This window comes from Chryseobacterium arthrosphaerae, from assembly GCF_001684965.1.
Lineage (GTDB): Bacteria > Bacteroidota > Bacteroidia > Flavobacteriales > Weeksellaceae > Chryseobacterium > Chryseobacterium arthrosphaerae.
Genome location: NZ_MAYG01000031.1, coordinates 163,687 through 176,204, shown reverse-complemented (window position 1 = coordinate 176,204; position 12,518 = coordinate 163,687). Strand labels below are relative to the sequence as shown.

At 38.8% G+C, this 12,518-nt stretch carries 8 protein-coding genes; 4 read left to right on the top strand and 4 right to left on the bottom strand.

Annotated features, from left to right (window positions below; translation table 11 throughout):
* Window positions 1-15 precede the first annotated feature (15 nt).
* Window positions 16-2,799: a bifunctional aconitate hydratase 2/2-methylisocitrate dehydratase gene (locus BBI00_RS21750; RefSeq protein ID WP_065400933.1), complete on the top strand. Its 2,784-nt coding sequence runs from the start codon at window positions 16-18 to the stop codon at window positions 2,797-2,799.
* Between the two features lie 319 nt (window positions 2,800-3,118).
* Window positions 3,119-5,386: an aconitate hydratase gene (locus tag BBI00_RS21745; RefSeq protein WP_065400932.1), complete on the top strand. Its 2,268-nt coding sequence runs from the start codon at window positions 3,119-3,121 to the stop codon at window positions 5,384-5,386.
* Between the two features lie 60 nt (window positions 5,387-5,446).
* Here BBI00_RS21745 and BBI00_RS21740 read toward each other — a convergent pair whose 3' ends face one another.
* Both BBI00_RS21740 and BBI00_RS21735 read right to left on the bottom strand, forming a co-directional pair.
* Window positions 5,447-6,142: a response regulator transcription factor gene (locus BBI00_RS21740; protein WP_065400931.1), complete on the bottom strand. Its 696-nt coding sequence runs from the start codon at window positions 6,140-6,142 to the stop codon at window positions 5,447-5,449.
* Complete coding sequence (locus tag BBI00_RS21735) at window positions 6,139-7,485, bottom strand: sensor histidine kinase (protein ID WP_065400930.1); 1,347 nt, start codon at window positions 7,483-7,485, stop codon at window positions 6,139-6,141. The genes BBI00_RS21740 and BBI00_RS21735 overlap by 4 nt, the downstream gene beginning before the upstream one ends.
* A 193-nt stretch (window positions 7,486-7,678) precedes the next feature.
* Here BBI00_RS21735 and BBI00_RS21730 point away from each other — a divergent pair, with 193 nt between their 5' ends.
* Together BBI00_RS21730 and BBI00_RS21725 are read left to right on the top strand one after the other, a co-directional pair.
* Window positions 7,679-9,745 (top strand): protein-disulfide reductase DsbD family protein, encoded by a 2,067-nt coding sequence (locus BBI00_RS21730; RefSeq protein ID WP_228394814.1) that lies wholly within the window; start codon window positions 7,679-7,681, stop codon window positions 9,743-9,745.
* Window positions 9,746-9,806: 61 nt separating this feature from the next.
* The gene (locus BBI00_RS21725; protein WP_083988614.1) at window positions 9,807-10,562 is read left to right on the top strand and encodes a TlpA family protein disulfide reductase; all 756 of its coding nucleotides are present in this window, start codon (window positions 9,807-9,809) and stop codon (window positions 10,560-10,562) included.
* Between the two features lie 116 nt (window positions 10,563-10,678).
* Here the strand turns inward: BBI00_RS21725 and BBI00_RS21720 are convergent, their stop codons facing one another.
* Both BBI00_RS21720 and BBI00_RS21715 read right to left on the bottom strand, forming a co-directional pair.
* A complete protein-coding gene (locus BBI00_RS21720; RefSeq protein ID WP_065400928.1) occupies window positions 10,679-11,356 on the bottom strand; it encodes a LytR/AlgR family response regulator transcription factor in 678 nt (225 codons plus the stop codon).
* A complete protein-coding gene (locus BBI00_RS21715) occupies window positions 11,349-12,371 on the bottom strand; it encodes a sensor histidine kinase (RefSeq protein ID WP_065400927.1) in 1,023 nt (340 codons plus the stop codon). Before BBI00_RS21715 ends, BBI00_RS21720 begins: the two co-directional genes overlap by 8 nt.
* Window positions 12,372-12,518: the final 147 nt, after the last annotated feature.

Below are 12,518 nucleotides of genomic sequence, written 5' to 3'. Positions count from 1 at the left end.
TGAAAGACTTCTATTATGAATATTTATAAGGATTACATCAAAGAGATTGAAGAAAGAAAAACCCAGGGGCTTCATCCAAAGCCAATTGACAGTGCCGAATTGCTGAGCGAAATCATTGCACAGATCAAAGATTCAGGGAATGCAGACCGAACGGACTCTCTTCAATTTTTCATTTACAATACCCTACCGGGAACGACCAGTGCAGCAGGTGTAAAAGCTCAGTTTTTAAAAGAAATCATTCTAGGTGAATCCGTAGTAGAAGAAATTACTCCAGACTTTGCATTTGAATTATTATCCCACATGAAAGGAGGGAAATCAATCGAAGTGTTATTAGACCTTGCCTTAGGCAACGATACTGCCATTGCCCAACAGGCGGCTGATGTTCTTAAAACTCAGGTTTTCCTTTATGAAGCGGATACCAACCGTTTGAAAGATGCCTACAATAGCGGAAATGCAATTGCTAAAGAGATTTTAGAAAGCTATGCAAAAGCTGAATTCTTCACTAAACTTCCTGAAGTGGCTGAAGAAATCAAAGTAGTTACTTATATTGCCGGTGAAGGAGATATTTCTACCGATTTACTTTCTCCTGGTAACCAGGCGCACTCAAGATCAGACCGTGAGCTTCACGGTAAATGTATGATTACTCCTGAAGCTCAGCAGGAAATCAAAGCTTTACAGGCACAACATCCTGATGCAAGCGTTATGCTTATTGCTGAAAAAGGAACAATGGGAGTTGGCTCATCCAGAATGTCCGGGGTAAACAACGTAGCGCTTTGGACAGGTAAACAGGCAAGCCCTTACGTACCATTCGTGAATATCGCTCCGATTGTAGGAGGAACCAACGGTATTTCTCCAATTTTCCTTACCACAGTTGACGTTACCGGAGGTATCGGTATCGACCTTAAGAATTGGGTGAAGAAAGTGGACGAAAATGGAAACCCTGTTCGTAATGAAGCCGGTGAGGTTATTCTTGAAGAGGCCTATTCGGTAGCTACAGGAACTGTTTTAACAATCAATACAAAAGAAAAGAAATTATATAACGGAGATCAGGAACTGATCGACCTTACGAAGTCTTTCACTCCGCAAAAGATGGAATTCATCAAGGCCGGAGGATCTTATGCTATCGTATTCGGTAAGAAACTACAGACGTTTGCAGCCCAGACACTGGGTATTGAAGCTCCTGTTGTTTTTGCTCCATCAAAAGAAATTTCTCACGAAGGACAGGGGCTTACAGCTGTAGAAAAGATCTTCAACAGAAATGCTGTAGGAACAACACCAGGAAAAGTATTACATGCAGGTTCTGATGTACGTGTAAAAGTAAATATCGTTGGTTCACAGGATACAACAGGTCTTATGACCGCTCAGGAGCTTGAATCAATGGCTGCTACTGTAATTTCTCCAACAGTTGACGGTGCTTACCAATCAGGATGTCACACCGCTTCAGTTTGGGATAAAAAAGCTCAGGCCAACATTCCTAAGCTGATGAAATTCATGAACGATTTCGGTCTGATCACAGCCCGTGACCCGAAAGGTGAATACCACTCTATGACAGACGTTATTCACAAGGTTCTTAACGATATCACTGTAGACGAATGGGCGATCATCATTGGTGGTGACTCTCACACGAGAATGTCTAAAGGAGTTGCTTTCGGAGCTGACTCCGGAACAGTTGCTCTTGCATTAGCTACCGGTGAAGCTTCAATGCCAATCCCGGAATCTGTAAAAGTAACTTTCAAAGGTGAAATGAAGCCTCACATGGATTTCCGTGATGTGGTACACGCTACTCAGGCTCAGATGCTGAAGCAATTTGGAGGAGAGAACGTATTCCAGGGCAGAATCATTGAGGTTCACATCGGAACACTTCCTGCTGACCAGGCATTCACATTTACAGACTGGACTGCTGAAATGAAAGCAAAAGCATCCATCAATATTTCTGAAGATAATACTTTAATCGAATCATTGGAAATTGCTAAAGGCAGAATCCAGATCATGATCGACAAAGGAATGGATAACCACAACAAGGTTCTTCAGGGATTAATTGACAAAGCGAATAAGAGAATTGAGGAAATCAGATCAGGTGAAAAGCCAGCTCTTACTCCGGATGCCAACGCTAAATATTATGCAGAAGTTGTTGTTGATCTTGATGTAATCGTAGAACCTATGATTGCTGACCCGGATGTAAACAACGAAGATGTTTCCAAGAGATATACCCACGATACCATCAGAGATCTTTCATACTATGGTGGTGAGAAAAAAGTTGACCTTGGTTTCGTAGGATCCTGTATGGTTCACAAAGGAGACCTTAAGATTGTTTCTCAGATGTTGAGAAACCTTGAAAAACAACAGGGAAAAGTAGAATTTAATGCTCCTCTGGTAGTAGCAGCTCCTACTTACAACATCATTGACGAGTTAAAAGCTGAAGGAGACTGGGAATTGCTGGAAAAATATTCAGGATTTGAATTCAACGACAATGCTCCAAAAGGTGAAGCCCGTACCCAATACGAAAATGTAATGTACCTTGAGCGTCCGGGATGTAACCTTTGTATGGGTAACCAGGAAAAAGCAGCGAAAGGAGATACAGTATTGGCTACTTCAACCCGTCTTTTCCAGGGAAGAGTTGTAGAAGATTCTGAACGCAAAAAAGGAGAATCTTTACTGGCTTCAACTCCGGTAGTGGTTCTTTCAGCCATCATCGGAAGAATCCCAAGCATTGATGAGTATAAAGCTGCAGTTGAGGGTATTGACCTTACTACTTTTGTTCCTTCTATCAAGGAATTGACAAGTACCAGCGCTCATTAACAGAACTGATCAATAAGTCGTAAGACTTTCAAAATTATATAAAACGGAAGATTGCAGTCCTTTGGGATTTAAGATCTTCCGTTTTTTTGTTTAGAATGTTTCTATTTTAAGTGAACTACGATTTTTTTTTCAAAAAACAGGAAAAACAGAATCTATTTTTTCTTAAATTGAAAGTTATAAAATCTCTTGGTTTTATAGTCAAAATTATCCCCATTTATGGATTATAGGAACGTTTTTTGATGTATAAAAAAATCATTTTTCTTTTCAGGATTGAAGAAAAAGAAGCATTAACGGAAAAAGAATAAAACTAAAATACGATATGACTTTTGATATTGATATGATCAAAAAAGTGTATGAGCGTTACCCGGAAAGAATTGCTGCGGCAAGACAGATTGTGGGAAAACCTCTTACCCTTTCAGAAAAAATCCTTTACACCCACCTTTGGGAAGGAAATGCTACACAAGCCTATGAAAGAGGAAACTCTTATGTAGATTTTGCACCGGACAGAGTAGCTATGCAGGATGCCACAGCGCAAATGGCGCTTTTACAGTTCATGCAGGCTGGAAAAGCTAAAGTGGCTGTTCCTTCAACAGCTCACGCGGATCACCTGATCCAGGCGAAAGTAGGTGCTGATAAAGATTTACAGGAAGGGATCAACAAAAACTCTGAGGTATTCAACTTCTTAAGTTCTGTATGTGATAAATACGGAATTGGTTTCTGGAAACCGGGAGCAGGGATCATCCACCAGGTGGTATTAGAAAACTATGCATTCCCCGGAGGAATGATGATCGGTACTGACTCACACACTGTAAACGCCGGCGGACTGGGAATGGTTGCCATTGGTGTAGGAGGTGCTGATGCCGTAGATGTAATGGCCGGAATGGCCTGGGAACTTAAAATGCCTAAACTTATCGGGGTAAAATTGACCGGTAAAATGAACGGATGGACTTCTGCAAAAGATGTTATCTTAAAAGTGGCAGGAATCCTTACCGTAAAGGGAGGAACAGGCTGTATCGTAGAATATTTCGGCGAAGGGGCACAATCTCTTTCTGCAACCGGTAAAGGTACGATCTGTAATATGGGTGCTGAAATCGGAGCTACCACCTCTACCTTCGGATATGACGATTCAATGAGAAGATATCTGTCGGCAACAGGAAGACAGGATGTAGTGGATGCTGCAGATCAAATTGCTGAACATTTAACCGGAGATCCTGAAGTATATGCAAATCCTGAACAGTATTTCGACCAGTTAATAGAAATCAACCTTTCTGAACTGACTCCACACTTAAACGGACCTTTCACTCCGGATTTAGCGACTCCGGTTGCTGAATTCAGAGCTAAAGCGGAAGCTAACGGATGGCCATTAGAGGTAGAATGGGCTCTTATCGGTTCCTGTACCAACTCTTCTTATGAAGATCTGTCAAGAGCGGCTTCTATTGTGGAAGACGCTGTAGCCAAGGGGGTGAAACCAAAAGCAATCTTAGGGATCAACCCGGGTTCTGAGCAGGTAAAATTCACTGCAGAAAGAGACGGATTCTTAAATTCTTTCAGAAAATTTGAAAATGCAAGAATCTTCACCAATGCTTGTGGACCTTGTATCGGACAATGGGACAGAGAGGGTGCTGAAAAAGGAGAGAAAAACTCTATTATTCACTCTTTCAACAGAAACTTTGCCAAAAGAGCTGACGGTAACCCAAATACACATGCATTTGTAGCTTCTCCAGAAATGGTAGCTGCCGTTGCCATCTCCGGGAGATTAGACTTCAACCCGATTACCGATACTTTAACTAACGAAGCCGGCGAACAGGTAAAACTGGACGAGCCAAGAGGTTTCGAACTTCCATCAAAAGGTTTTGCAGTAGATGATAACGGATATCAGGCTCCATCAGAAGACGGATCCAGTGTGGTGGTGAATGTAAGCCCTACTTCAGACAGGCTTCAGCTGTTAGAAGAATTCCCTGCGTGGGATGGTAAGAACATCACGGGAGCCAGAGTATTGATCAAAGCTTTCGGAAAATGTACTACCGACCACATTTCTATGGCCGGGCCATGGCTGAAATACAGAGGTCACCTTGATAATATTTCCAATAACATGTTGATCGGGGCAGTGAATGCTTACAACATGGAAACGAATAAAGTGAAAAACGAACTTACAGGTGAATATGGTGAAGTTCCTGCTGTACAAAGAGCTTACAAAGCTGCAGGCATTCCAACCATTGTAGTGGGAGACCAGAACTATGGTGAAGGTTCTTCAAGAGAGCATGCTGCGATGGAACCAAGACACCTTGGCGTAAAAGCCGTATTGGTAAAATCATTTGCGAGAATCCACGAAACCAACCTTAAAAAACAAGGTATGCTTGGAATCACTTTCGCTAATGAGGCAGATTATGATAAAATCCAGGAAGACGATGTTGTCAATTTCTTAGATCTTGACCAGTTTGCCCCAGGAAAACAACTGACTTTAGAATTCATTCACAAAGACGGAACTAAAGATATCATCATGGCCAACCATACTTACAACGATCAACAGATTGACTGGTTCAAGGCCGGTTCTGCACTGAATCTGATTAAACAACAAGAAAAATAAGATTAATTGTTAGATCGATTAATATAAAGGCGGCTTCATCTGAAGCCGTCTTTTTTGTTTTTAATCAATTAGCTTATAACCGACCCCTCTGACATTTAAAATGGCTACTGACGGATCAAGCGCTAAAAATTTACGTAACCGTGTGATATACACATCCATACTTCTTGCGGCAAAAACACTGTCATCTTCCCATAGTTTAATCAAAGCTGTCTGACGTTCAAGCACATTATTTTTGTGCATCATCAGCAGGTTTAGCAGCTCTGCTTCCCTTTGTGACAAATTGATTACAGTATTTTCATAAGAAAGCTCCAGCCTTTTAAAATTAAAATAAAACTTACCTATTGTATTATCTTCCAATGCCCCTGAGCTGCTGTCGTTGGGCCTTACGGAAGACCTTCTTACCAGTTTCTTTATTCTCAGCATCAGTTCCTCCATGCTGAAAGGTTTTTTCATATAGTCGTCGGCTCCGATCTCCAGGCCTTTCAAAACGTCTCCGGTTTGTACTTTAGCGGTCAAAAAGATAATAGGTACCAGATCATCTATCTTTCTAATATCTTCCACCAGAGAAAAGCCATCTTTACGGGGCATCATTACATCTATAACGCAAATATCAGGTGGGCTGTTTTTAAAACGGGTCCAGCCTTCTACTCCATTACTGGCAACTTCAATTTCAAAGCCATTCATTTCCAGGGTTTCTTTTACAACCATAGCCAGTACAGCTTCATCTTCTACTAATAAAACCTTTGTTTTCATCATACATTCAAAATTTTTATTATAAAAGTAGTTCCTACGTTCAGTTCACTTTTCACAATTACATTACCATTTATGCTTTCTACAAGCTTTTTCACAAAATTCAGGCCCAGTCCATATCCTTTTACATTATGCAGATTTCCTTCGGGAACTCTGAAAAACTTGTCAAAGATATAGGGAAGATATAAAGGGGCAATTCCTTTGCCGTTATCTTCTATATAAAGCTGGAATCCGTTTTCAACAGAAGATAACCGAAGGATTATCTTTACTTCTTCTCCCCGGGAATATTTTATTGAATTATCAAATAAATTAGAAAGAATAGTGTCTATGATATAGGGGTCTGTATAGATTTCATGATCTTTCAGCTGATTGCTGTATTCTATCTTAACATTCCTGTTGACCGTAAACCTACTGATAACAGGTATGATCAGCTCATCCGGAATAACTTTTACCAGGTTAACCGAAGGTTTCTGAATATTAAACTGGGCAATATCCAGTATTCTGTCTACATTGTGGTCCAGCTTATTCAAAATATCATCATTAATTTTAAGGTATCTCTCTGCCTTATCAGGATCATTGATGGCTTTAAAATGTAATAACGCCTCATTTGAAGATTTCAAAATAGAAATAGGAGTACGCAGCTCATGGGTCATATTGTTTATAAAATCATTTTTAAGATCATCAAGCTTCAATTGTCTTCTGATCGTAATGGCCATAAAATAAAGGCTTCCCGCAGACAGGAGAATCAGGATCAGCGAAATAAGCAAAGGAATCAGATTTTGCTTAAAGATGTAAGCATTAAGATTGGTGACCTCTGCCTTTACCCACAAATCTTTTTTTGAAATATGTACAGGGATATAAAATGTATCCTTTAGTGGTACATTCTTATTCACCAGAAAAAGTTTGAAATCAAGATCAAGATTTTTTTTAATCAGTTCTTTCTTTACAATGGAACTCAAGTCTTTTAAATTAACCGTTTTCATCGTTAATGCAAATACTTTGGTAAACACTGCCCTGAGTTCCGGTAATTGTTTTTCAGGTATTTTTATGCTCTTCATCGTCGCAGAATAAGAGCTGTCTTTTGCTATATTTCCCGGATTATTGTATTCTTTCTTAGTCGTATAATATAAAGTAGGATCATTACTCCTTATAATAGGAGGTATATTAAGCTGATCAATCTGTTCCATCTGATAGATTTCAACACTTTTTTCAAGGATATTTTCAATAGTATTTTTTACATTTTTCTCTGCTGTTTTATATGAATTAAAAATCCAGTATAGCTGAAAAACCAATATACATGCAGCTGTGAGTGATGCAATTATAAATACGGATCTAAATTTTTTATTCATTTTAATTTTTATTAAAACAAATATACAGCTTAATCATATGCTGAATTACAGCAGTTAACATTGGTTAACACTAGTTAGAAATCAGTTAACAATTTATTCAGGCAAGCTTCTTTAAGTTTGCATAGTGAATCTGTCTGACGTTAATATCGGGTAGCAAATCAGCAAAACACAAATGATGAAAAAAGTATTTTTAATGAAACAAACGATAAAATTCAGAAATTGGTTTTTATTAATTCTGCTATTTTTGGCAACGGGAATTAACGCACAGATCAAAAATCCCGTAAAGTTTAAATTTACCATCAACGATCTTGGCAACAACCAGTACGAAGCGGTGTTGAATGCAACGATGGAAAGCGGCTGGCATATCTACTCAAAAGACCTGCCCGAAGACACAGGAATCCCAACCGAATACAAAGTAACAGGAAAGAATATTGAGCTGATCGGGAAGTTTACCGAAACAGGGAAAAAACACGAAGAGTTTTCCGAGGCTTTCGGGGGAACGATTGTCTACTATTCCAATTCTGCCGGATTTAAGCAGAAATTCAAATTAAAAGATCCTGCAAAACCGGCGGATGTCACTTCTGAGATCACTTATCAGACGTGTGACGACAGGGTTTGTCTGGCTCCCAATACGTTAGAGTTCAATCAGAAGGTGACCCCGAAAGGGGCAACGGAAGAAACCGCAGAACCTGCAAAAGATTCTGTGAAAGCAGTTGAAACTGTAACTGAGAATCCTGTAAAACAGAAGGTTACTATTTCTGAAGGTCCAAAACTTGATCCTAAACAGCTGAAAATTGAAACGATTGATTTCAAAAATCCGTTAACGGATTGTGGTACGGCTTCAGAAAAGGTGGATGAAAATTACTGGACTTACCTGTTCTTAGGGTTTATCGGGGGATTAATTGCTTTGCTTACGCCATGTGTTTTCCCGATGATCCCGCTGACGGTTTCATTCTTCACCAAGGGAAGCAAGAATAAGGCAAAAGGGAAAAGGGATGCGCTTATCTACGGGTTTTTCATCCTGCTGATCTTTGTGTTATTGAGTATTCCTTTCCACGTTATCGACGGAATTGCAGGGAATATATTCAATGAGATTTCTACGAGTGTATGGCTGAATATTGCCTTCTTTATTATATTCATCTTTTTTGCCGGAAGTTTCTTCGGGTATTATGATATTACTTTACCGAGTTCTATTGCCAATAAATCTTCAAAGGCGGAAGAGGCCGGAGGTATCATCGGTATTTTCTTTATGGCACTCACGCTGGTCATTGTTTCTTTTTCCTGTACAGGTCCTATTTTAGGAAGTTTATTGGGAAGTGCGGTAACGGGCTCCACGAATGTACCAATGCTATTGACATTTGCATTAGCAGGATTCGGGCTGGCATGGGCAATTGTTTTCGGATTGCTGGCTTTATTCCCGCAGGCATTGCAGAGTCTTCCGAAATCCGGAGGTTGGATGAATACGGTGAAGGTTGTTTTAGGTTTCGTAGAACTGGCTCTGGCTTTAAAGTTCTTATCGAAAGCTGATCTTGTTTCTAAAACATTCTTGTTAAAAAGAGAGCTTTTCATCGGAATATGGATCGTTATTGCATTAGGGCTGGCTTTATATTTATTTGGTCTGATCAGGTTCCCGCATGATGATAAAAAGCCTAAGATTTCTATTACAAGAAAGGTTTTAGGGGCGCTGGGTATTGGTTTTGTGATTTATCTGGTTCAGGGGTTAATTCCTGCTGAGCGTCCGAAACTGCAGCTTTTAAGCGGAATTTTACCTCCACTGAATGTAAGTTATTTCCATGATGAAAAGGATGGAATTTTAGGAATGCATCCTGAACACGATTTCTTCAAGGCTGTAGAAATTGCCAAAAAGGAAAATAAACCTATCCTGATCGACTTTACAGGGTACGGATGTGAAAACTGCAGAAAAATGGAAGAGTTTGTATGGAGTGAAGCTGATATTTTACCGATTCTTCAGAATGATGTGGTACTGGCTTCTCTATATGTGGATGACAAGGAAGAGCTTCCTGAAGATCAGAAGACTAAAATTGATCTTGGAGACGGACAGGTCAAAAAGGTAAAAACTATTGGTGACCGGTGGAGCTTGTTCCAGCAAGTGAATTTTAACAATAACTCACAGCCTCACTATGTGCTGATAACTCCGGAAGGTAAGGTGATCAATACTCCTGTTTCAGGGTATATGCCGAAAGAGGATTTTAAAAAGTTCCTCGAATGCGGGGTTAATTTTTATAAGAAAAGTAAATAAATATCCCGGCTTATTCCAATTTAAACAGATTAAAAAAATTACAAATTTAAAATAACGAAAGATGAAACTAAAAAGTAAATTGAAAATCCTGGTGTTGATAATCGGTATGATACCGCTACACTTGATGGCACAGTCAACTCCTGAAGAGGTTCTGAAAGGATTAAAGAAATCAGAAAAAAAATTAGAAAGATTTGACGGAGAATCAGTCCCGGTCTATTTACCGGATGGGAAAAGAGTACGGGGAGGGGAAATGATGGAAGCTGTAATGAAGGGAGATTATGCTCCTGAACAATATGAGGATGAAAAAGGAAACATTAAAGCCATTATGCTGAGACAACTCTCGGAAGAAGAGATTGCAAAGGTAAAAAGTATAAGTAAAAAACGGGCTGAAAGGCACGAAATAAAACCTTCGAAAGACTTTACAGTGGTAGATATGAATGGTAAATCTTACAGTATCAAAGAATTGAAAGGGAAAACAGTCGTGATTAATTTTTGGTATACCCGATGTAAGCCTTGTCTGATGGAAATGCCCGAACTTAATGACCTGGTAGATAAATATTCAGAAAAAGGGGTCGTATTTTTAGGAATTACCTTTGACGATAAAAAAGTTGTAAAAAACTTCCTCTCTAAGAAAACATTCAAATACAATATCGTACCGAATGCCAGAGATATCATTTCCCTATATGAGATTTCCAACTATCCATCCCATATCATCATTGATGAAAATTCAAATATTGTTTTTTCTGCCACCGGTCTGGAGAAAGAAACTGTTGCCAACCTGGATAACTATATCGCTAAACTCACACAAAAACCCTAATTAATAGCCTATCAGGATATTTGAAATACTGTCAACACAATGGTACATCAATAAGAGCGGACTTTGGTCCGCTTTTTAAATACCACACAATTCATCCTGCTCTAGTCAGGATTATATTACTTTAATCTTTCCAAAAGCTTAATCCTGTAGCTGTCCCCTATCGGAACTTCAACATCTCCCAGTATTACTTTTCTTGCACCAATACTTTTCACTTTGTCAAGATTGATAATAAAAGATTTGTGAATGCGTATGAATCTTTCAGGAAGCTGGCTTTCCATTGACTTAAGGGTATCAAGAACGATGTACTCTTCAGTTTCTGTACGGATGTTCACATAATCTTTAATACTTTCAATATAAAAAATTTCATGAAACCCGATACGGTGCTGCCTGCCTGAGGATTTCACGAAGAAATGCGTATTTTCTGTAGGCTGAAAAGAAAACCGTTCCCGGGCTTTTACAATACTTTTCTGAAAACGTTCAAACGAAACAGGCTTCAGAAGATAATCAACAATATGATGTTCATAGCCTTCCAATGCATATTCTGAGTACGCAGTTGTCAGAATATATTTCTGCCTGTCTCCTACGATTTTCATAAAATTGATTCCTGTAAGTTCCGGCATCTGGATGTCTAAAAAGATCAGGTCTGAAGGATGATTCTGGATATATTCCAACGCCAGAATAGGATTCTCGGTAGAAAAAACCAGTTCAAGAAAAGGAATCTGCTCTACATACCTCTCCAGAAGAGAAATCGCCAGCGGCTCGTCATCTACAATAATGCATTTAATCTTATCCATTTCTTAAATCAATTTTTAAATCTACAACAAATTCCGTTTCAGAATCCTTTATACTTAGCTCATAATGGTCCGGATACAAAATCTCCAGTCTTTTTTTCACATTTTCTATCCCTATTCCTGAGACCGTGTCTTTTACTTTTTCCTTTTTAAAATTTGAAAGAGAAAAATGCAGGATTTTATCATGATCGGAAATTTTCATTTCAAAGCCTCTATTCCGGAAATCGCCATGTTTAAAAGCGTTCTCTACAAATGGCACCAACAGCATCGGCGAAATATTAAGATGCGGATATTCAATTTTTTTCTCTGTGATCAGTAATTCAGGATTTTTGATCCTGAGTTTTTCCAGTGCAATCAGGCTGTCAATATACCCCAGTTCTTTTTCAAGAGGAATAGTATCCCTTTCAAGATCTTTTGTGCTGTATCTTAATAGCTGACTAAGCTCCTCAATAGCCGGCAGTGCCTTATCCGAATGCTGATAAACAAGGGAATAGATATTATTCAGTGAATTAAAAATAAAATGAGGATTGATCTGGGTTTTCAAAGCCTGAAGCTCAGCCTGCTTTTTCTCTATTAAAAGTTGCTTTTTATCATTTTCAGCGATACCGTATTTTTCCAGTATCCATAAAATTCCGGCAATAAAAGTTGTAAGAGTACTTTTATTAACATTATCAAAAAAATAGTAAGCGAGTCCCGTATTCTCATTATAATTCCGGAATCCAAATGTCACCGGCAAAATGAGTTCTTCCAATAAATAGCGCAGCCCCGCGAAAGACAAAAGGCCAAACAGAAAAACAAAGACAGCAGTATAAAGCCTATCAGGTCTGAAAATTTTAGGAAAAACAAATAAATACAAAATATAGAAACTAAGTATTCTTACTATAAAATAGGTAATCTTGAGAACACTTATCTGATAGTTAAGCTCCTCCGGAAAAAAATAAAAAGGGGTAATGACCGACCCCAAAAAATCAAATCCCCAATAGAGAATCTGAAGCCATATAATCTGCTTTCTTTTCATATTCAAATATAAACCTCCAGAATATCATATTTCAATATTTTATCGACAAAAGCCTGTTTTTTTCCGACCAAACTATTTTCATCTTCCCAAATCAGCAGTTCATCTAATGGCTATTTCTGAAAAAAGCCCCAACTCATACTTTTGTTC

What these genes read in the sequence shown, in the direction of transcription:
- BBI00_RS21735 (WP_065400930.1), bottom strand. Translation starts at nt 7,485, where the DNA reads ATGAATAAAAAATTTAGATCCGTATTTATAATTGCATCACTCACAGCT.
- BBI00_RS21715 (WP_065400927.1), bottom strand. Translation starts at nt 12,371, where the DNA reads ATGAAAAGAAAGCAGATTATATGGCTTCAGATTCTCTATTGGGGATTT.
- BBI00_RS21750 (WP_065400933.1), top strand. Translation starts at nt 16, where the DNA reads ATGAATATTTATAAGGATTACATCAAAGAGATTGAAGAAAGAAAAACC.
- BBI00_RS21720 (WP_065400928.1), bottom strand. Translation starts at nt 11,356, where the DNA reads ATGGATAAGATTAAATGCATTATTGTAGATGACGAGCCGCTGGCGATT.
- BBI00_RS21730 (WP_228394814.1), top strand. Translation starts at nt 7,679, where the DNA reads ATGAAACAAACGATAAAATTCAGAAATTGGTTTTTATTAATTCTGCTA.
- BBI00_RS21745 (WP_065400932.1), top strand. Translation starts at nt 3,119, where the DNA reads ATGACTTTTGATATTGATATGATCAAAAAAGTGTATGAGCGTTACCCG.
- BBI00_RS21740 (WP_065400931.1), bottom strand. Translation starts at nt 6,142, where the DNA reads ATGATGAAAACAAAGGTTTTATTAGTAGAAGATGAAGCTGTACTGGCT.
- BBI00_RS21725 (WP_083988614.1), top strand. Translation starts at nt 9,807, where the DNA reads ATGAAACTAAAAAGTAAATTGAAAATCCTGGTGTTGATAATCGGTATG.